This window comes from Agreia sp. VKM Ac-1783, assembly GCF_900177765.1.
In the GTDB taxonomy this organism is placed as follows: domain Bacteria; phylum Actinomycetota; class Actinomycetes; order Actinomycetales; family Microbacteriaceae; genus Agreia.
In genome coordinates this window covers 194,881-213,736 of the sequence record NZ_FXWI01000001.1, presented here as the reverse complement: position 1 = coordinate 213,736, position 18,856 = coordinate 194,881, and the positions used below count along the sequence as shown (strand labels likewise).

Here is an 18,856-nt window from a genome sequence, read left to right as displayed (position 1 = left end):
AGTTACGCCTCGACCGTGATGCCCATGGAGCGGGCGGTTCCGGCGATGATCTTCGACGCGGCGGCGATGTCGTTCGCGTTGAGGTCGGCCATCTTGGTCTCGGCGATCTCGCGAACCTGTGCCTGGGTGAGCTTCGCGACCTTGACGGTGTGAGGCGTTCCCGAACCCTTGGCGACTCCGGCGGCCTTCTTGATGAGCTCTGCTGCCGGGGGCGTCTTCAGGATGAATGTGAACGAACGGTCTTCGTACACGGTGATCTCGACGGGGATGACGTTTCCACGCTGAGCTTCGGTTGCTGCGTTGTACTGCTTGCAGAACTCCATGATGTTGACGCCGTGCTGTCCCAGCGCAGGCCCGATGGGGGGTGCGGGGTTGGCGGCGCCGGCCTTGATCTGAAGCTTGATCAGACCGGTAACCTTCTTCTTCGGTGCCATTTTTCTCTTCCTTATCTGTGTCGAGTGCGCCCTGATTGGCGAACTCTCCCGCCGTTCGGTGAACGCGGTTTGTGGCCGACTTCGTCAGCACGCCAGAAGGCGCGCCGGTATGAGGACAACCCTCCAAGCATACGCGATAGCGCGCGTTAACGCCATCGAGCCCACCGAATCAACGGTGGGCTCGACGTGGTTTCGTTACGCCGCGAGCGGCTACTCGACCAACGCGGTGCGTTAGAGCTTGGTGACCTGGTCGAAGCTGAGCTCGACCGGAGTCTCGCGCTCGAACAGCGAGACGAGAACCGTGAGTTTGCCGCTCTCGGGCTTGATCTCGCTGATCGAACCGGGCAGACCCGCGAACGAGCCTTCCTTGATGGTGATGGTCTCGCCGATCTCGAAGTCGACCTCGGCCGGAATCGAGCGGGAGACGGCCTTGCCGCCCTTGCCGCCCGCAGCCTTGGCGACGGGAACATCGGCGACGACGACGAGCGACTGCAGCATCGAGAACGCCTCTTCGAAACGCAGCGGCGTGGGGTTGTGCGAGTTGCCCACGAAGCCGGTGACGCCGGGCGTGTGACGCACGACAGACCAGCTGTCTTCGTTGAGGAACATACGAACGAGCACGTAGCCGGGAATGCGAACGCGAGTGACGAGCTTGCGCTGGCCGTTCTTGATCTCGACGACGTCTTCCATCGGAACCTCGACCTGGAAGACGAAGTCCTCCATGCCCATCGATGTCTTGCGGCTCTCGATGTTCTGCTTCACGCGCTTCTCGAAGCCGGCGTAGGAGTGGATGACGTACCACTTGCCCGGTAGAGTGCGGAGTTCTTTGCGGAACGCCTCGTAGGGGTCGACGTCGGCGGGCTCGGCCTCGTCGGCCTGCTCGCCGTCGGCGGTCTCGGCGTCGGATGCGTCGGCCTGCTCGGCCGCATCGATCACGTCGGCTTCGGCCTCGGCTTCGGCGACTGCGGTGGCGATGTCGTCGCCGTCTTCGTCGAGCACCGTAGCGGCATCGGGGTCATCGAGCACGTCGATAGCCGCGGCGGCCTCGTCTGCGTCGCTGATGTCGAGGGCGTCATCGACGATGGCGTCGGCCTCGGGGTCTGGATTCGCGTCGATCGCCTCGAGGAGAGCGTCGAGGTCGGCGGGCGTTTCGCGCGCCGCCGTGGTCTCGGCTGACTTCTCTTCGGCTGCGACGTTCTCGACGTCGTCGCGCTGTGACTCTGCCACGTAAATCCGTTCCAATTCGTTGATTATTGCGCTTGGCGCAGGATGCCTTCGGTCACCGCTCTGCGGAACCCAGCCGCACTACAACTCAGGCCGCACATGTTCTGACAGAACCTGTGTACCCGCGTCGATTCAGTTAGACGGGATTTCCGAAGACGATCAGTGCAAGCCAGGCGAACACTGCGTCGAGACCCGACACCAGCGCCATCATGATGATGACGAAGACAAGAACGACTGCGGTGTAGCTCAGCAGCTCTTTGCGCGTCGGAGTGACGACCTTCTTGAGCTCTTGGAAGACCTGCTTGACGAAGAGCACGATACGGGCGAACGGATTGCGGCGAGCAGCCCGTTCTTTTTTGGCGCTCTCGACGACTTCTTCACTCGGTTCGTCGATTACTTTGCGTGCCACGTAAGTAGTTACCCTTCACAATTCGGCCATCCGGCCCAATCTCCTCTGCTCACCCTCACAGACTCTGCGAGAACGACCGGATTCGATCAGCAGGGCGGACAGGACTCGAACCTGCAACCTGCGGTTTTGGAGACCGCTGCTCTACCAATTGAGCCACCACCCTTCGGGCTGAAAAGCCCGGGAATCGTCACCCGCCAAACCCTTCACAACCCAAAAAGGGCATAAAAAAGCTTGGCAGACTTCAACTACCTCGACCAAGTGTAGGCGAGAGCAGAACGAGAGTAAAGCCAGCGCGGTGACACGCCATCAGTACAGTGTGACCATGAGCCACACGATCGAAGGGCCCACCCTCGTGACCAGCGCCATCGCGCTCCTCACGATCACGAATCCCATCGGCAGCCTTCCCATCTTCTTAGGCCTCACGAAAGACTTCGACGAGAAGCGCCAGAAGCGCATCGCCCTGCTCGTCGGGGCGGCGGTCGTGGCCGTGCTCGTGCTCTCGCTCGTCGTCGGCCGCTACATCCTCGAGGCGTTCGGAATCGACATCACCTCGTTCCGCATCGCGGGCAACCTTCTTGTGGCCTCCATCGGCTGGGGCATGCTGACCGCGAAGAAAAACGTGCTGACCGCCGACCCCACGGAGTCCCCTGTGGTCGTCCCCCTCGCCATTCCGCTTATCGCGGGGCCGGGCGCGATCAGCCTGGTGATCACGTTCGCAAACGGCTACACGGATGTGATCGATTACGTCGCGGGGGCCGCGATCGTCGTCGTCGTGGGCGTCGTCGTCGCCACCGCCCTCTTCTTCGCCCCCTACCTGGCCAAGGCGATCAGACCGACGGGCATGAGCATCCTGACCCGTATCTTCGGGCTGTTGCTGCTCTCGATCGCCCTGCAATCCATCCTCGCGGCACTGGGCGTGGCCTTCCCGTCACTCATGCACTGAGGGCGCGCGGGCGCCCCCGGTTACTATGGGGGAAATCTTTTCGTCGACTTCAGGAGATCTCAGTGCGCAAGCTTCTCGTTACCGGTGGGGCCGGTTTCATCGGTTCGAACTTCGTGCATTACGTGCTCGAGAACACCGATGACCACGTCACGGTGCTCGACAAGCTCACCTATGCCGGCAACCTCGCGTCGCTCGACGGGCTCGACCCCGAGCGCTTCACCTTCGTCAAGGGCGACATCGCCGACGCCGCCCTCGTCGACAGCCTCGTCGAGAACGCCGATGTCGTGGTGCACTACGCGGCCGAGAGCCACAACGACAACTCGCTGCACGACCCCCGCCCGTTCCTCGACACCAACATCATCGGCACATTCACGCTGATCGAGGCGGCACGCAAGCACGACGTCCGCTTCCACCACATCTCGACCGACGAGGTCTACGGAGACCTCGAGCTCGACGACCCGGAGCGGTTCACCGAGCAGACCCCGTACAACCCGTCGAGCCCGTACTCCTCGACCAAGGCCGGCAGCGACCTGCTGGTGCGCGCCTGGGTTCGCTCATTCGGACTGCGCGCCACGATCTCGAACTGCTCGAACAACTACGGCCCCTACCAGCACGTCGAGAAGTTCATTCCGCGCCAGATCACGAACGTGCTCACGGGCGAGCGTCCCAAGCTCTATGGTGCGGGCGAGAACGTGCGCGACTGGATCCACGCGAACGACCACTCCTCCGCCGTGCTCACGATCATCGACAAGGGCGAGATCGGCGAGACCTACCTCATCGGCGCCGACGGCGAGAAGAACAACAAGCAGGTCGTCGAGCTGATCCTCGAGACCCTCGGCCAGCCCGCCGACGCTTACGACCACGTGATCGACCGCCCCGGGCACGACCTCCGCTACGCCATCGACTCCACCAAGCTGCGCACGCAGCTCGGCTGGGTTCCGCAGTACTCCGACTTCGAGTCGGGCCTCGCCTCGACCGTGGCCTGGTACCGCGACAATGAGAACTGGTGGAAGCCGCAGAAGGCCGAGACCGAGGCGAAGTACCAGCTCCAGGGCCAGTAGGTGACGACGGTCGCCACGACCGGCACACCCGGCACGACGAACCTCGTCGCCCGGGCCGTGCTGTTCGACATGGACGGCACTCTCGTCGACTCCACCGCGGTGGTCGAGCAGGTCTGGACCGCCTTCGCGGCCGAGAACGGCATGGATGCGCAGGCGATCATCGCCACCGGCCACGGCGTGCGGGCCGAAGACACGATGCTGCGGCACGGCCCCGATGGCTTCGACGTGGCGACGGGCGCCGATCGACTCTTCGAGCTCGAGCTCGCCGCGGTCGACGGCATCGTGCCCGTTCCGGGTGCTCGCGCCTTCGTCGAGAGCCTGCCCACGGCATCCATCGCTCTCGTCACCTCGGCGAGGCGGGCGCTCGCCCTTCGCCGGCTCGAGATCGCCGACGTGCCGACACCGGGCGTTGTCGTGACGGCCGCCGACGTCGAGCGAGGCAAGCCCGCGCCCGACTGCTACCTCCTGGCCGCTCAGCTGCTCGGCGTCGATCCGGCAGACGCGATCGTCTTCGAGGATGCCGAGGCCGGCATCGCAGCGGGTCTCGCGGCGGGCATGCGCACGGTCGTGGTCGGGTCGCACGAGAGCGAGACCACGCGCGGCCTGCCGCGCATCCGGGACTATCGCGACGCCACGGTGACCGTGCACGAGCCCGCAGCCGATGGCCCCGACTCGAGGCCCAGTATCACCATCGCTCTGCCCCTCTAGAATCGACGCGCCCCGCGACTTCCGCGATCGGTGCAGAACGGACAGCCATGACCTCGACTCCCCGTCTCGTCGCCTTCGACCTCGACGACACTCTCGCGCCCTCGAAGACGGCTATCGATCCGCGTATGGCGGAGCTTCTCGTGACCCTGCTCGACCGGGTCGAGGTGTGCATCATCTCGGGCGGCCAGTACGGGCAGTTCACCGCCCAGGTCATCGACAATCTCACGGCCGCGAGCCCCGAGGCGCTCACGAGACTGCACCTGATGCCCACGTGCGGCACGCAGTACTACCGCTTCGAGGGCGGGGCATGGAACCAGGTCTACGCGCAGAACCTCACCGACGACGAGAAGCACCGCGCGCTGGCCGCCGTCGAGGGCGAGGCCCGGCGCCTCGGCTACTGGGAGTCGGAGACCTGGGGACCGATTCTCGAGGACCGCGGATCGCAGATCACGTTCTCGGCGCTGGGCCAGGGCGCGCCCGTCCCGGCGAAGGCAGCGTGGGATCCCGACGGCGTCAAGAAGAACACGCTCCGTGAGGCCGCCCAGGCGCTGCTGCCCGATCTCGAGGTGCGCAGCGGCGGATCGACCTCGGTCGACATCACGCGGCAGGGAATCGACAAGGCCTACGGCATGACGCGGCTGGCCGAACTCACGGGCATCCCGCTCGATGACATGCTCTTCGTGGGAGACCGCCTCGACCCCGACGGCAACGACTACCCGGTGAAGGCGCTCGGCGTCGAATGCCACGCGGTCGAGGGCTGGCACGACACCGCCGCGCTCCTCGACGAGCTCATCCCGACCCTGTAGTCGTCGGATCTCGATACGGCCGTGGGCGGCCTACTCGACCACCGCAGGTTGTGCGCTGGTCGAGTAGCCGCGCGACGGAGGAGCCGGCGTATCGAGACCTTCACCGTCGCAGCCGGCGCGCCCACCGCAGGTTGTGCGCTGGTCGAGTAGCCGCGCGACGGAGGAGCCGGCGTATCGAGACCATCACCGACGCAGCCGGCGCGCCCACCGCAGGTTGTGCGCCGGTCGAGTAGCCCCGCGACGAAGGAGCCGGCGTATCGAGACCATCACCGCCGCAGTCGCCGCGCCCAGCGCAGCCACGGAAACTCGTGCGGCCAGTGGATCGTCAGCGAGTGGAATCCCCGCCTGATGCGCGTCGCGAAGCCGCTCGCATCGAACAGCGGCCGCATCGAGATTCCCATGCCGAGTCCCCTGACATAGCGGATGCGCCGCTCGGGCCCGAGGTGCAGCGAGAGGTCCATGTCGTCGTGCACGAACGCGTCGCCGCGATGCACAGCACCGCTGACCGACTCCCAGGCATCGCGGCGCAGGGCGAAGTTCGAGCCGAACAACGGTATGTGGGCGAGCGCCAGGTACACCGTGCCGAAGTACGCTCCGAGGTAGAACGCCGCCAGCGGCTGGCGCAGCCGCTTCGGCCCGTCGATGAAGTGCGCTCCGCCGGTCACCGCCACGGCATCCGGATGCGCCGCGAACGCCGCCGCTACCCGCTCGAGCCAGGCGGGACCGGGCAGGCAATCGGCATCCAACCGCGCGATGACGTCGTAGCTCGCGGCGTCGTAACCGGCCGCGCTCGCAGCCGGAATTCCGCCGCCGTCGACGAACACGACGCGGGCACCGGCATCCCGCGCGACCTGCGCACTGTGATCGCTCGACCCGTTGTCGACGACCACGATCTCGTCGGGCCGGCGCCGCTGCTGGGCGAGCGCACCGAGGCAGCGCCTCAGCAGCTCGCCGTCGTCTTTGACGGGAATGACGACCGAGATGCTCAGTTCGATGGCGACTCTCCACCCGATGCGACGCTGGCGTCGTCACCCGACTCCGCGAAGAGATCCGACTCGGCGTCGGCGCCGTCGTCGATGCGCTCGCCGGGAAGCCTGGTCTCTTCGGGCTCGTCTTCGGGCTGCGGCTCTTCGAGAGTGACCTCGGCGGGGATGCGCACCCGCAGCGCCCCGGCATCGACCCAGGTGCGGAACGCGATCGCCGTTCCGAAGCCGTCGCCGTCGAGCTCGATGTCGTGGGCGCGGTCGAGCTTCACGACGAGCTCCTTGCCCTTCACGTAGTTGAGCGCGCGCACCTCTTTAGAGAGGCCCGCGAGGCGGCGACCCACGGCGGTTCTGCGCAGCACTCCGTTCTCCCACACGATCTTCACGATGATCTGCACCCAGCCCACGAAGCCCTTGGGCCGCAGCATCACGATGTCGAAGAGTCCGTCGTCGACGGCGGCCTCCGGCAGAAGCAAAATGTTGGCTGGCAGCGATCCGCAGTTGCCGATGATGATCGTGTGCGCGCGAACCGAGTGGTTGCCCTGCCTGTCGAGGTTGTACCGCATGCGCAGTTCGTTCTTGTCACGCAGTGCCTTAGCGATGGCGCTCACGTAGGCGAGCCATCCGACCCGCTTCTTGAGGTCGTCGTCGGTGTTCGCGATCATGGTGGCGTCGATGCCGAGGCCCGCCATCACGACGAAGGCGAACTTCTCGACCGAGCTGTCTTCTCGGCGCACCTGGATGAGTCCCACGTCGATGGGGCGATCGTCTCCCGAGAACGCCGTCTCGACCGCGTGATCGAGGTCGTTGAGCGTCAGGTCGAGGTTGCGGGCGAGCAGGTTTCCCGTTCCGCTCGGAAGCAGAGCGAGGGATGCCTTGCTGCCGTGCACCGCCTCGGCGACCGACCGCACCGTTCCGTCACCGCCGGCCGCGAGAACCATCGTGGCGCCGGCATCCAGCGCCTCTTTCGTCACGCGCTGGCCGGGGTCTTCGATACTCGTCTCGAACCAGAGCGTCTCGCCCCACCCGTTGGGGCCCTCGTGCCGTTCGACAGAGGCGCGAAGGGCCTCGACATCGACCTTGATCGGGTTGTAGACGACCGCGGCGACGGGCTTCTGGCTATCGGATGCGGCGGGCTGGTTTTCGCTCATACCGTCAAGGGTATGGGCGGCATTCGGATACGGTCCATCTGTGGCCGACCGGATGCGCAAACCGTCGCCGAAGCCCTAAACTCTCCGTTCGATTCGCACGCCCTCCCGCTAGGCTTGGCTCTTGTGACCGAACCCACCCGCATCTCGCACCGCATCGCATCCATCGCCGAATCGGCGACTCTGAAGGTCGACAGCAAGGCGAAGGCGCTGCAGGCCCAGGGCCGCCCCGTCATCAGCTATGCGGCGGGCGAACCTGACTTCGCGACGCCCGCCCACATCGTCGAGGCGGCATCGCGCGCGGTGCTCGATCCCAAGAACTACCGGTACACGCCGGCGGTCGGCCTGCCCGATCTGCGCGAAGCGATCGCGGCCAAGACGTTGCGCGACTCCGGCTTGTCGGTCTCTGCGTCGCAGGTCATCGTCACCAACGGCGGCAAGCAGGCCGTCTACCAGAGCTTCGCCACCCTGCTCGATCCGGGCGACGAGGTGCTGCTGCCCACGCCCTACTGGACCACCTACCCCGAGGCCATCCGGCTCGCGGGTGGCGTTCCCGTCGACGTCTTCGCGGGCAGCGAGCAGAACTACCTGGTCACCGTCGAGCAGCTCGAGGCCGCGCGCACCGAGCGCACCAAGGTGCTGCTGTTCGTGTCGCCGTCGAACCCGACCGGCGCCGTGTACTCAGAGGAGCAGACCCGGGCCATCGGCGAGTGGGCCGAGGCCAACGGACTGTGGGTCATCACCGACGAGATCTACCAGAACCTCACCTACGACGGCGTGCGCGCCGTCTCGATCGTCGAGGCCGTGCCTGCGCTCGCCGACCGCGCGATCCTCGTCAACGGCGTCGCCAAGACCTATGCCATGACCGGATGGCGGGTCGGGTGGATGGTCGGCCCCGCCGACGCCATCAAGGGCGCGGCGAACCTGCAGTCGCACCTGTCGAGCAACGTGTCGAACATCTCGCAGCGGGCGGCCATCGAGGCGCTCAACGGGCCGCAGGACGCGGTCGAAGAAATGCGTCTGGCGTTCGATCGCAGACGCAAGGCCATCGTCGCGGGCCTCAACGCCATCGACGGCGTCGTCTGCCCCACGCCCGAGGGTGCGTTCTACGTCTACCCCGACGTCACGGGTCTGCTCGGCCGCACCTGGGGAGGCGTCACGCCGACGACCTCGCTCGAGCTCGCCGACCTCATTCTCGATCAGGCCGAGGTGGCCGCTGTTCCCGGTGAGGCCTTCGGCCCGAGTGGGTTCCTGCGTCTGTCGTATGCACTGGGCGACGAGCCTCTCGCCGAGGGCATCGAGCGACTGCAGAAGCTGTTCACGGCGTAACCGCGGCCGGTCGCGGCCTCGGTCTCGATACGCTCGTTCCTCGCTACTCGACCAGCGCACCTCTTGGCGCTGGTCGAGTAGGTCGCCCAGCGACCGTATCGAGACCTAGACGCTCAGCAGCCGCAAGACGAGAGACGCGACACCCGCCAGCAGCAGAACCGCGGGCGCTCCGAGACCCTGGGTGTCCGACACCCGCAGGTGCGCAACCACCGCGCCCATGAAGTAGACGATCACTCCGATCGCCGCGGCGACGCCGATGGGCCACCAGAAGATGCCGGCCACCAGCCCGAGCGCGGCCGCGATCTCGACGACCCCGAGCATCCAGACCCTGTCGCGAGAAACCCGCACGACGTCCATGGCTTTCATGACGGTCTCGTGCTTGATGAGCTTGTTGAAGCCCGAGCCACCCACGGCGAAGGCGAGCAGTGCAGACACGACGATGGATGCGACGAGCACGGTTTTCTCCTCAGTTCGCCGTTAAGAGTACGCGGCTCGCGCGCAGCACTCTGACGATCAGAAACGAGGCGGTTCTGTGCCGGTGCGGGCTACTTGTCCTTCTTCTCGCTCTTCGACATGGTGGCGCGCTCGGCTTCGAGAGTCGCGCGCAGATCGTCGTCGATCCGGTCGTCGACGACGCCGAGGAACGGGTTCGCCATGCGCTTCTTCGCGGGCAAAGCCGACAGGTACGCCGTGGCCGCTTTCTGAACACGAACGGTCGCCCGCTCGGTCTTCGAGACCGACGCGTCGGGGGTCGCAGCGATCTCCGCGTGCTTGCCCAACGCCTTGATGAGTTCGGCCAGCGCCGTGGTGATCTTCTTCGTCATGAGTGCATTGTCCCAGGCGAAAGTAAACACGCAAGTCGCTCTCTCCCACGGGCCAAAACCGCGCCTCATCACCGCGAACAGATGTGCAGAATCACGCGCCCCGCACCGGTGCCTCGGGCGGCGTTCTACCATTGAGCCTGGGGCATCGACCTGTCTTCGAAAGCGCCCCTCCACTCTCTCGACGAAAGCCCTTCCTCCATGCGCATCGAACTCATCCGCCACGGTCAGACCGACTGGAACCGCGACGGCCGTCTCCAGGGCTCCAGCGACATCCCCTTGAACGACACCGGCCGCGCGCAGGCCGTCGAGACCGCAGCTGTGCTCGCCGATCAGGGTCTGTCGGCCATCGTCTCGTCCCCCCTCATGCGCGCCAGAGAGACCGCCCGCATCATCGCCGAGATCCTCGACATCGATCTGGGCGCGAGCTACGACGACCTCATCGAGCGCGACTACGCCAGCCTCGAGGGCGCCGTGCCGACCGAGCAGATTCCCGACGAGCCCGACGCCGCCTTCCCCGACATCGAGCCGCGCGAGGCGGTCACCGCCCGCGGCATGCGCGCCATCGCCGAGATCCGCGACACGCGGATGCCGCTCGACGGACCGGATGCGACGGTCGCCGCGGTCTGCCACGGCACGATCATCCGCTTCGTGCTCTCCGAGATTCTCGGCGAGGAGATTCCGCACATCCACAACGCAGCGATCAACGAGATCGAGTGGGTAGACGGCGCCTGGCGGGTGCTCAGCGTGAACGGCAGCCCCACCGCCGAGGTTCGCGCGTAGCGGCGCGCCACAACTCAGGCAGAACAGCCCAGCCGCGCACGAAAACGCCGGCTTCGGCCCGCATCTCCTGAATTAGAGCGGCGCCACCAGGGTCAGCAGCTCGAGCGCTGACGCTCCGTGCTCCACGTCTCCCACGACGCGCCCTCCGGCCATCGCCACGACGCGGTCACTGATCGTCAGCAACTCGTCGAGGTCGGCCGATGCCACGACGACGACCTTGCCCGCGTCGGCGCTCGCCCGCAACAGTCGCCACACTTCGGCGCGCTTCTCGTCGTCGAGTTCGCGCGTGGGCTCCACGAGCAGCAGCACCCGGTGCTGCGACTCCGGGAACAACTCGAGCAGGCTGCGGATGCGCACCCACTCGTCGTCGCGTCCACGCATCCGCACGGCGTCGAGGGCCCGGGTGCCGGGCGTCCTCCTCGTCTCGTCGTCGCGCGTCACCACTCCGGCCTTCACGAGCGCGGGCAGCATCGACGGCGTCGCCGGAGCCGAGATGCCACCGACGATGCGCACCCGATACTTGGGCTGCACCGTGACGATAGCGAAGATGCCGTTCTCGATCGCGGCCATGGTTGTACTCGTGTCGACGGGCAGCCCGTCGATCAGAACGGCACCCGACGGCGGAGTTCCTGCGGTTCGCCCGAACACACTCAACAGCAGCTCGTTGCGGCCAGAGCCCTCGAGTCCGGCGAGCCCGACGATCTCGCCCTCCGCGGCGCTCAGCGATGCGCCCATCACCACCGGTGTCTCGCGGTCGAACTCGTCGTTGGTGCTCCAGTCGACGATGTCGAAGACGGCCCCGGATGGCGACTCCGCCGCCCGGTCGCGCACCACGGGGCCCGCCGCGCTGGCCGCGTCGGCCGCGAGACTGTCCACGTTGGCAACGAAGGCCGCGCCGGCCGCATCGACCGTGACGCTGTCCACGCCGGCCGCGTCAGCCTCCACGCCAGCCACGCCGCTGCCGGCCATAGCCTCGAGCAGCCGGCCACGGGCATCCGACCCGCTGTCGCCTGGCACGAGCACCGGCGCCACGGACCCACCCGACAGCACCGACACCGTGTCGCCGATCTCGAGGGCGAAGCTCGGCCGTTGGGATGCGACGACCACCGCAATGCCCTCGTCGGCGAGACGACGCAACACCCGAACGACGCGCTCTGCTCCGGCCTCGGTCAGCCCCGCTGTGGGCTCCGCGAAAGCGAGGACCCTCGCACCGTGTGCGAGCGCCCTGGCCGCTTCGACCAGAACGCGCGACGCGTCGTCCAACTGCGACGCGAGCGTGGGAAGCGGCGAGTAGACATCGACCTTGCGCAGCAGCGCGGTGGCCTGGGTGCGCATCGCGGCGCGGTCGACGATGCCTGGCAGCCCGAAGAACCGGCGACGCGGCTCGATGCCGAGAAAGACGTTGTCGGCCAGGTCGAGGGTGGCGGTGAGCGACGACATCCGGCGCACGTGCGCGAACGGAACCGCCCCCGCGACCCGCGCCAGAACGGCGTCGAGCCCGGGCGAGTCCACGCCGAGAACGACGTGGATCTCGCCCGGGCTCGGGCTGATCTCTTCGGAGATCAGCGGCCTCCGGAGCGACGCTTGTTGTAGACGTCGAAGGCAACGGCGAACAGCAGCACGAGGCCCTTGACGGCCTGCTGCCACTCGATGCCGATACCCATGATCGACATACCGTTGTTCAGAACACCGATGATGAGACCACCGATGATGGCGCCACCGATCGTTCCGACACCACCCTGAACCGCGGCTCCACCGATGAAGGCTGCGGAGATGGCCTCGAGCTCGAAGCCGTCACCCGCCTTCGGGCCGGCGAGGTTGAGTCGCGCGGTGAAGATGAGGCCGGCGAGGGCGGCGAGGAAGCCCATGTTGACGAACAACCAGAAGGTGACGTTGCGGGTCTTGATACCCGAGAGCTCTGCGGCGTGCAGGTTTCCACCGATGGCGTAGATGTGGCGACCGAAGACCGAGCGGTTCATCACGATTCCGTAGACCAGAACCAGCACGGCGAGAACGATCAGGGTGATCGGGATGCCCTTGTAGGTCGCCAGCGCGTAAGCGAAGAGGCCGATGGCGACGGTGATGAGAACGAGCTTGGCGATGAACCAGACGATCGGCTCGACGGCCTGGCCGTAGCTCGCGCGGCCCTTGCGGGTGCGGAACTGCTGCACGAACAGCGCGATGACGGCGATGACCGCGACGCCCAGTGTGAGCGGGTCGAGGTCGAGCTCACCGAAGACGTTGCTGATGAATCCGTTTCCGAGGGCGCGGTACTCGGTGGGGAACGAACCGATGTTGGCGTTGCCGAGCACAACCAGCGCGAGGCCTCGGAAGATGAGCATGCCCGCTAGCGTCACGATGAACGCGGGTATGCCTACGAAGGCGATCCAGAATCCCTGCCAGACACCCACGAGGGCACCGACGAGCAGCGACAGGATGATCGACAGCCACCAGGGAAGTCCCCATTGAACGGCGAACACGCCCGAGACCGCGCCGACGAATGCGGCGACCGATCCGACAGAGAGGTCGATGTGGCCGGCGATGATGACCATCACCATTCCGATCGCGAGAACGAGGATGTAGCCGTTCTGAACGATCAGGTTCGAGATGTTCTGCGGACGCAGCAGGATGCCGTTGGTGAGGACGCTGAACAGCACCACCACCAGGATCAGGGCAATGAAGATGCCGTTCTTGCCCAGGTCGGCGAGGATGTGGCTGAACCTGTTGGTGAACCTGTTCTCCACGGGATTCACCTGGCTGCCGGCCGCGACGCCGTCGGCGGGCTTGGTCTCGAGGTTAGACATGTCGTTGTGCTCCTATATCCACCAGCGCGAGCGCTAGCGGGCCTTTTCCATGGTCATGAGTTTGAGCAGAGCCTCGGGGCTCGCTTCTTCGATCGGCAGTTCGCCAGTGATGCGGCCCTCGGAGAGGGCGTAGATGCGGTCGCAGATTCCGAGCAGCTCTGGAAGCTCGCTCGAGATCACGATCACGCCCTTGCCCTCGGCCGCCAGCCTGTTGATGATGCTGTAGATCTCGTACTTCGCGCCCACGTCGATTCCGCGGGTGGGCTCGTCGAGGATGAGCACGTCGGGGTCGGAGTAGATCCACTTCGACAGAACGACCTTCTGCTGGTTTCCGCCCGACAGCTTGCCGGTCTTCGCGAGCACGGTCGGCGACTTGATGTTCATGCTCTTGCGGTACTCGTTCGCGACGGTCCACTCCTGGCCGTCGTTCACGAGGCCGAGCTTCTCGAGCTTCTTCAGTGCCGCCATCGAGATGTTGCGCTTGATGTCGTCGATGAGGTTGAGGCCGTAGGTCTTGCGGTCTTCGGTGGCGTAGGCCAGTCCGTTCGCGATGGCCTCGGACACTGTGCGGGTCTTGATCTCGACGCCGTTCTTGAAGACGCGGCCCGAGATCTTCGAACCGTAGCTGCGACCGAAGAGGCTCATGGCGAACTCGGTGCGCCCTGCGCCCATGAGTCCGGCGATGCCGACGATCTCGCCGCGACGCACGTTGATGTTGACGTTGTCGACGACCACGCGGCTCACGTCTTGAGGGTGGTGGGCTGTCCAGTCCTCGACCCGCAGGATCTCGTCGCCGATGTGCGGCGTGTGATCGGGGTAGCGGTTCTCGAGGTCGCGGCCGACCATGTCTTTGATGATGCGCTCTTCGGTGACGTCGTTCTTGCTGATCGTCTCGATCGTCTTGCCATCGCGGATCACCGTGACGGAGTCGGCGACCTTCTTGATCTCGTTCAGCTTGTGGCTGATGATGATGGCCGTGATGCCCTGCTCCTTGAGGTGCAGGATCAGATTCAGCAGGTGATCGCTGTCTTCGTCGTTGAGAGCCGCGGTCGGCTCGTCGAGGATGAGGAGCTTCACTCGCTTCGAAAGGGCCTTGGCGATCTCGACGAGCTGCTGCTTGCCGACACCGATGTCCATGATCTTGGTGGTCGGGTTCTCGCGCAGACCGACGCGGGCGAGCAGCTTTGCGGCCTCTGCGTTGGTCTTGTTCCAGTCGATCAGCCCGAGGCCGCCGCGCTGTTCGTTGTTGAGAAAGATGTTCTCCGCGATCGACAGGTACGGGCTGAGCGCCAGCTCCTGGTGGATGATCACGATGCCTTCGGCCTCGGAATCGCGGATGTCTTTGAACTCGACGATCTTGTTCTCGAAGACGATGTCGCCCTCGTAGGTGCCGAACGGGTAGACACCCGAGAGCACCTTCATCAGCGTCGACTTGCCGGCGCCGTTCTCACCGCAGATGGCGTGAACCTGGCCACGGCCGACCTCGATAGTCACATCTTGCAGCGCCTTGACGCCGGGGAACGTCTTGGTGATTCCCCTCATCTCGAGGATGTTGAGCGGAGCGTCGACCTTGTCCGTCATCGCGATTCTGCTTCCTTGCTGGTTGTTCGTGGGGTGATTTTCGTCGCGCTAGGCAGCGACGAGAGACTGGATGCGCCGGGCGCGCGACCCGTCAAGGTCACGCGCCCGGAGCATCCGGGATCTTCTAGGTGTTAGCCCTTGATCTCGTCTTCGGTCCAGTAACCGGAGTCGACCAGGACCTCCTTGATGTTGTCCTTGACAACGATCTGCGAGTCGAGCAGGAAGGAGGGGACCTTCTTCTTGCCGTTGTCGTAGTCCTCGGTGTTGTTGACCTCGGGCTTGTCACCCTTGAGGATGGCGGTCGCCATGTCGACGGCAACCGTGGCCAGCTTGCGCGTGTCCTTGAAGATGGTCGCGTACTGCTCGCCCGAGTTGATCGCCTTGACGCTGTCGAGCTCGGCATCCTGGCCGGAGATGATGGGCCACTCAGCGCCCACGGTGTAGCCGGCGTCGGTCAGAGCCGAGATGATTCCACGCGAGATGCCGTCGTAGGGCGACAGAACGCCGTTGACCTTCTTGGATCCGTCGGAGTACGTGGAGGTCAGGATGTCCTCCATGCGGCTCTGTGCTGCCTCACCGTCCCAGCGGAGGGTTGCAACCTGCTGGAAGTCGGTCTGGCCACTGCCGACGACGAGGGTCTTCTTGTCGATGTAGGGCTGGAGAACGTCCATCGCACCATTGAAGAAGAACGTCGCGTTGTTGTCGTCGGGCGAACCGGCGAAGAGCTCGACGTTGAAGGGACCGGCGGGGGCGTCGGACTTGGCGGTGCCGTCGAGCTCGGTCAGACCGAGGCCGTTCAGCATCGACCATGCCTGCTGCTGGCCGACCTTGAAGTTGTCGAACGACGCGTAGTAGTCGACGTTCTCGGTGTCGCGGATCAGGCGGTCGTAGGCGATGACGGGGATGTCGGCGTCTTTGGCGTCCTGCAGAACGCTGGTGAGCGTGGTGCCGTCGATCGACGCGACGATCAGGGCCTTGGCGCCCTTGGTGATCATGTTCTCGATCTGCGAGACCTGAGTGGGGATGTCGTCTTCTGCGTACTGCAGGTCGACGGTGTAGCCGGCGTCTTCGAGCTGCGACTTCACAGCGTTGCCGTCCTGGATCCAGCGCTCGCTCGACTTGGTGGGCATCGCGACGCCGATGAGGCCGCCGTCTCCGCCGTCTCCGCCGGACCCGCCGGAGGAGGAGCAGGCCGAGAGGCCGATGATCATCGCACCGGCGGCGACGCCGGCGAGGAGGGTTTTGATTTTCACTGTGTGAATTCCTTTCGAATGTGCAGTGGACGTCGTTGTCTGCAGTGGTGCGCGAACCGGCATCGTCCCGAATACCGTTTCGTTCGCCGTGCAGGGCAGGGAGCCTTGCGCGGCATAGGGGTGCGAACTAGAGAGAGGGCGGATGAGCTGCGCTGCGAATGCTGCTGGCCATGTCGACGACTCCCTTGTCTGCTCTGGTGCGAGGTTGGGATCACAATCCTTGTGAACGTTCACAACGCGTGTTCATACTAGACCCGTACGGGATCACCCTGTCAACCTGCTTTCCTCGGCGTGTCACGATCGTTACCGAGTCGAAGGCGCGGCCGATGAACCGCGCGCGATGAGCGTCGGAAGAATGCTTCCCGAGTACTCCTCACCCGATTCGAGGCCGCCCAGCAGCAGCGCCATGCAGCGCCTCCCGAGTTCGGCGAAGTCCTGCCGCACCGTGGTGAGCGGCGGCCAGAAGTGTGCTGCGTCGGGTATGTCGTCGAAGCCGACGATGCTGACGTCGCCCGGAACCTCGAGTCCCCCGTCGCGAATAGCGTGCATAAGACCCAAAGCCATCTGGTCGTTCGCCGCGAAGATGGCCGTGAAGTCACGCATCCTCAACAGCTCGCGCCCCGCGAAGTAGCCGAACTCGGCGGTCCAGTCGCCGAGGATGGGTGCCGTCGTCGGCATATCTTGCGCACTCATCTCGTCGAGGAACCCGGTCATGCGCGCCTCGGCCTCGATCCAGTCCTGCGGACCGGCGAGGTGGTAGATCGAGCGATGACCCAACTCGATGAGATGACGGGTCGCGAGTCGAGCACCCAGGATCTGGTCGACCGACAGAGACATGTCGTCGTCGGCCGCAGTGGACTGAAGAGTCACGATCGGCAGGCGCAACGACATGCCCGCGAGTGTGTCGAACACCCGCCGCTGGGGTGCGATCACGACGAGGCCCTCGATGGCCTGGTCGAGCAACCGGTCGATGGCGCGCACGATGGCGGTGGACTCGTAGCCACTGATACTGGCCGTCGTCACCGAGTAGCTGGCGGCGTTCGCCGCGTCTTCGATCGCCTGAATACTGGCGGCGGGTCCGTAGTTGGTGCGCGACGCGGTGAGGATGCCGATGGTGCGGGAGCGAGACGTGACCAGCGCGCGCGCCGCCCGGTTAGGCCGGTACTGCAGCTGCTCCATCGAGTCGAGAACGCGCTGCTTCGTCTCTTCGCGGATGTTCGGAAGATCGTTGATCACGCGAGAGACGGTCTGATGCGAGACCCCGGCGAGGCGCGCCACATCGTGCATGCTCGGTGCCCGTGACTTCTTCGCCACCGGGTCGGGTTCCTGTGCCACGCGTCTCAAACCTCATCGTTGTTCACGTTCACAAACGGTGAGCGCCTACTTATTATGCACACCCGCAGGCCCCTCTTCGTGCGCGAACCAGAACAGGGGGTGCTGCGCCCGTCCGCCACCCGCGCGGCCCTAATTCAGGAGAATCGGCGCGAATACGGGGTTTTCGCGCGCGGAGGGTCGGTTCTTCCTGCAGTAGAGGGCCACCTCCACTCCGCCACCGTCCTGCGATACGCCGCTTCCTCCACAGAAGTGCCTCCGCGCGGCCCAGACCCTCCAGCCAACAGCGACGCTCGTGCCCATGAACACACCTCGCGGCCACATCGTCTCTCGACGAGCGCTCCTCGTCTTCGGCATGACACGTCACTCGATCGCGCGTGCCGTCGCCCGCGGAGAACTGCTGCGTCTGCGACGTGGGTGGTACGCGACGCCCTCTGCCGATCCCAGTGCGACGCGTGCTGTGACTGTGGGTGGCGTGGCCACGTCACTCTCGGCGACGGAGTTGCTGGGGCTGTGGACACCACCGGATTCGACTCTGCATGTCGTTGTTCCGAGCAACGCCAGCAGGTTGCGCGGCACGACCGCTGGGCGATTCGGCGTCGCCAAATCCACCTGCCTACACTGGCGCAACCACGACAACCCGGCCCGAGACGGCGTTGCGTCGGTCATCGATGCGCTGATCGATACAGTGCAGTGCCAGCCAGAGGATTACGCCGTGGTTGTGATCGATTCCGCGTTGAACAAGGGCCTCGCCACCCTTCGCCAGCTCGAGGCCGAATTCGCGCGACTCCCCCGGCGCTACGCTCGAGCTCTCAGCCGGGCCGACGGTCGAAGCCAGTCGGGCACCGAGACCCTTGTTCGACTCCGCCTGCGCGCTCTGGGCATTCGGGTGTCGTTGCAGGTGCGCATCTCGGGTGTCGGATGCGTGGACCTCATCGTCGGCGATCGTTTCGTTCTCGAGTGCGACAGCCGTGAATTTCACACAGGCCAGGAGCGGTATCACGGGGATCGGCTCCGTGATCGAAAGCTCATCAAACTCGGCTACCTGCCGATGCGGCTCACCTACGAGATGATCATGTTCGACTGGCCAGAGACCCTGGAAACGATCCTCTCGCGAGTTCGGAGGAGGGAGCATCTGTGGCCGCGGCGCTCTAAATCAGGAAAAACCGCCGCTCGCCGTGCGAAAACGCACGATGAGGACGGTTCTTCCTGAATTGCGGCGGCAGCACAGCGGCCG

Annotated in this window: 19 protein-coding genes and 1 tRNA gene; 7 read left to right on the top strand and 13 right to left on the bottom strand. The window is 65.4% G+C overall.

Going from position 1 to position 18,856, the window contains the following annotated elements; translation table 11 throughout:
- Positions 1-2 precede the first annotated feature (2 nt).
- From rplK to CCK87_RS01035, 4 genes are all read right to left on the bottom strand, one after another.
- Entirely contained in the window at positions 3-434 is a 432-nt protein-coding gene (rplK, locus tag CCK87_RS01050) for a 50S ribosomal protein L11 (protein WP_055776148.1), read from the bottom strand.
- Positions 435-665: 231 nt separating this feature from the next.
- Positions 666-1,661 (bottom strand): transcription termination/antitermination protein NusG, encoded by a 996-nt coding sequence (gene nusG / locus CCK87_RS01045; RefSeq protein WP_086459673.1) that lies wholly within the window; start codon positions 1,659-1,661, stop codon positions 666-668.
- A 133-nt stretch (positions 1,662-1,794) separates the two neighbouring features.
- On the bottom strand, positions 1,795-2,067 hold the full coding sequence (gene secE, locus CCK87_RS01040; RefSeq protein ID WP_086459672.1) for a preprotein translocase subunit SecE: 273 nt from the start codon (positions 2,065-2,067) through the stop codon (positions 1,795-1,797).
- Positions 2,068-2,157: 90 nt separating this feature from the next.
- Positions 2,158-2,230, bottom strand: a tRNA-Trp gene (locus CCK87_RS01035).
- 159 nt (positions 2,231-2,389) lie between these two features.
- Between CCK87_RS01035 and CCK87_RS01030 the strand changes: the two genes are divergently transcribed.
- The 4 genes from CCK87_RS01030 to CCK87_RS01015 all read left to right on the top strand — a co-directional run bounded on the left by CCK87_RS01030 (position 2,390) and on the right by CCK87_RS01015 (position 5,585).
- Positions 2,390-3,010: a MarC family protein gene (locus CCK87_RS01030; RefSeq protein WP_140162736.1), complete on the top strand. Its 621-nt coding sequence runs from the start codon at positions 2,390-2,392 to the stop codon at positions 3,008-3,010.
- A 62-nt stretch (positions 3,011-3,072) separates the two neighbouring features.
- Entirely contained in the window at positions 3,073-4,071 is a 999-nt protein-coding gene (rfbB, locus tag CCK87_RS01025; RefSeq protein ID WP_086459670.1) for a dTDP-glucose 4,6-dehydratase, read from the top strand.
- The gene (locus CCK87_RS01020; RefSeq protein ID WP_249273647.1) at positions 4,072-4,779 is read left to right on the top strand and encodes an HAD-IA family hydrolase; all 708 of its coding nucleotides are present in this window, start codon (positions 4,072-4,074) and stop codon (positions 4,777-4,779) included.
- A 47-nt stretch (positions 4,780-4,826) separates the two neighbouring features.
- Positions 4,827-5,585 carry an HAD-IIB family hydrolase gene (locus CCK87_RS01015; protein WP_086459669.1) on the top strand — a complete coding sequence of 253 codons (759 nt, stop codon included), beginning with the start codon at positions 4,827-4,829 and terminating at the stop codon, positions 5,583-5,585.
- 266 nt (positions 5,586-5,851) lie between these two features.
- Here the strand turns inward: CCK87_RS01015 and CCK87_RS01010 are convergent, their stop codons facing one another.
- On the bottom strand, positions 5,852-6,556 hold the full coding sequence (locus tag CCK87_RS01010) for a glycosyltransferase family 2 protein (protein ID WP_349289982.1): 705 nt from the start codon (positions 6,554-6,556) through the stop codon (positions 5,852-5,854).
- A 14-nt stretch (positions 6,557-6,570) separates the two neighbouring features.
- On the bottom strand, positions 6,571-7,719 hold the full coding sequence (locus CCK87_RS01005) for a diacylglycerol kinase family protein (RefSeq protein WP_086459667.1): 1,149 nt from the start codon (positions 7,717-7,719) through the stop codon (positions 6,571-6,573).
- A gap of 123 nt (positions 7,720-7,842) precedes the next feature.
- On the opposite strand from CCK87_RS01005, the gene CCK87_RS01000 reads away from it, so the two are divergent.
- Positions 7,843-9,045: a pyridoxal phosphate-dependent aminotransferase gene (locus tag CCK87_RS01000; protein ID WP_086459666.1), complete on the top strand. Its 1,203-nt coding sequence runs from the start codon at positions 7,843-7,845 to the stop codon at positions 9,043-9,045.
- Between the two features lie 105 nt (positions 9,046-9,150).
- Here CCK87_RS01000 and CCK87_RS00995 read toward each other — a convergent pair whose 3' ends face one another.
- Together CCK87_RS00995 and CCK87_RS00990 are read right to left on the bottom strand one after the other, a co-directional pair.
- Positions 9,151-9,501, bottom strand: coding sequence for a DoxX family protein (locus CCK87_RS00995; RefSeq protein ID WP_086459665.1), 351 nt, complete (start codon positions 9,499-9,501; stop codon positions 9,151-9,153).
- Between the two features lie 89 nt (positions 9,502-9,590).
- Complete coding sequence (locus CCK87_RS00990; RefSeq protein WP_086459664.1) at positions 9,591-9,869, bottom strand: hypothetical protein; 279 nt, start codon at positions 9,867-9,869, stop codon at positions 9,591-9,593.
- 198 nt (positions 9,870-10,067) lie between these two features.
- Here CCK87_RS00990 and CCK87_RS00985 point away from each other — a divergent pair, with 198 nt between their 5' ends.
- Positions 10,068-10,649 carry a histidine phosphatase family protein gene (locus tag CCK87_RS00985; protein ID WP_086459663.1) on the top strand — a complete coding sequence of 194 codons (582 nt, stop codon included), beginning with the start codon at positions 10,068-10,070 and terminating at the stop codon, positions 10,647-10,649.
- Positions 10,650-10,721: 72 nt separating this feature from the next.
- Here CCK87_RS00985 and CCK87_RS00980 read toward each other — a convergent pair whose 3' ends face one another.
- From CCK87_RS00980 to CCK87_RS00960, 5 genes are all read right to left on the bottom strand, one after another.
- Positions 10,722-12,161: a sugar ABC transporter ATP-binding protein gene (locus CCK87_RS00980; protein WP_086459662.1), complete on the bottom strand. Its 1,440-nt coding sequence runs from the start codon at positions 12,159-12,161 to the stop codon at positions 10,722-10,724.
- A 50-nt stretch (positions 12,162-12,211) separates the two neighbouring features.
- On the bottom strand, positions 12,212-13,453 hold the full coding sequence (gene mmsB / locus CCK87_RS00975; RefSeq protein ID WP_086459661.1) for a multiple monosaccharide ABC transporter permease: 1,242 nt from the start codon (positions 13,451-13,453) through the stop codon (positions 12,212-12,214).
- 33 nt (positions 13,454-13,486) lie between these two features.
- Complete coding sequence (mmsA, locus tag CCK87_RS00970; protein ID WP_086459660.1) at positions 13,487-15,034, bottom strand: multiple monosaccharide ABC transporter ATP-binding protein; 1,548 nt, start codon at positions 15,032-15,034, stop codon at positions 13,487-13,489.
- A 131-nt stretch (positions 15,035-15,165) separates the two neighbouring features.
- Complete coding sequence (gene chvE / locus CCK87_RS00965) at positions 15,166-16,287, bottom strand: multiple monosaccharide ABC transporter substrate-binding protein (RefSeq protein ID WP_086459659.1); 1,122 nt, start codon at positions 16,285-16,287, stop codon at positions 15,166-15,168.
- A 303-nt stretch (positions 16,288-16,590) separates the two neighbouring features.
- Entirely contained in the window at positions 16,591-17,574 is a 984-nt protein-coding gene (locus tag CCK87_RS00960; protein ID WP_086460306.1) for a LacI family DNA-binding transcriptional regulator, read from the bottom strand.
- Between the two features lie 346 nt (positions 17,575-17,920).
- Between CCK87_RS00960 and CCK87_RS00955 the strand changes: the two genes are divergently transcribed.
- Complete coding sequence (locus CCK87_RS00955) at positions 17,921-18,832, top strand: type IV toxin-antitoxin system AbiEi family antitoxin domain-containing protein (protein WP_086459658.1); 912 nt, start codon at positions 17,921-17,923, stop codon at positions 18,830-18,832.
- Positions 18,833-18,856 lie beyond the last annotated feature (24 nt).

Excerpts from the sequence above, each read along its gene's own strand:
- rplK (WP_055776148.1), bottom strand. The coding sequence starts at position 434 with ATGGCACCGAAGAAGAAGGTTACCGGTCTGATCAAGCTTCAGATCAAG.
- CCK87_RS01030 (WP_140162736.1), top strand. The coding sequence starts at position 2,390 with ATGAGCCACACGATCGAAGGGCCCACCCTCGTGACCAGCGCCATCGCG.
- CCK87_RS01015 (WP_086459669.1), top strand. The coding sequence starts at position 4,827 with ATGACCTCGACTCCCCGTCTCGTCGCCTTCGACCTCGACGACACTCTC.
- CCK87_RS01005 (WP_086459667.1), bottom strand. The coding sequence starts at position 7,719 with ATGAGCGAAAACCAGCCCGCCGCATCCGATAGCCAGAAGCCCGTCGCC.
- CCK87_RS00990 (WP_086459664.1), bottom strand. The coding sequence starts at position 9,869 with ATGACGAAGAAGATCACCACGGCGCTGGCCGAACTCATCAAGGCGTTG.
- CCK87_RS00985 (WP_086459663.1), top strand. The coding sequence starts at position 10,068 with ATGCGCATCGAACTCATCCGCCACGGTCAGACCGACTGGAACCGCGAC.
- mmsB (WP_086459661.1), bottom strand. The coding sequence starts at position 13,453 with ATGTCTAACCTCGAGACCAAGCCCGCCGACGGCGTCGCGGCCGGCAGC.
- mmsA (WP_086459660.1), bottom strand. The coding sequence starts at position 15,034 with ATGACGGACAAGGTCGACGCTCCGCTCAACATCCTCGAGATGAGGGGA.
- CCK87_RS00960 (WP_086460306.1), bottom strand. The coding sequence starts at position 17,574 with ATGCACGATGTGGCGCGCCTCGCCGGGGTCTCGCATCAGACCGTCTCT.
- CCK87_RS00955 (WP_086459658.1), top strand. The coding sequence starts at position 17,921 with ATGAACACACCTCGCGGCCACATCGTCTCTCGACGAGCGCTCCTCGTC.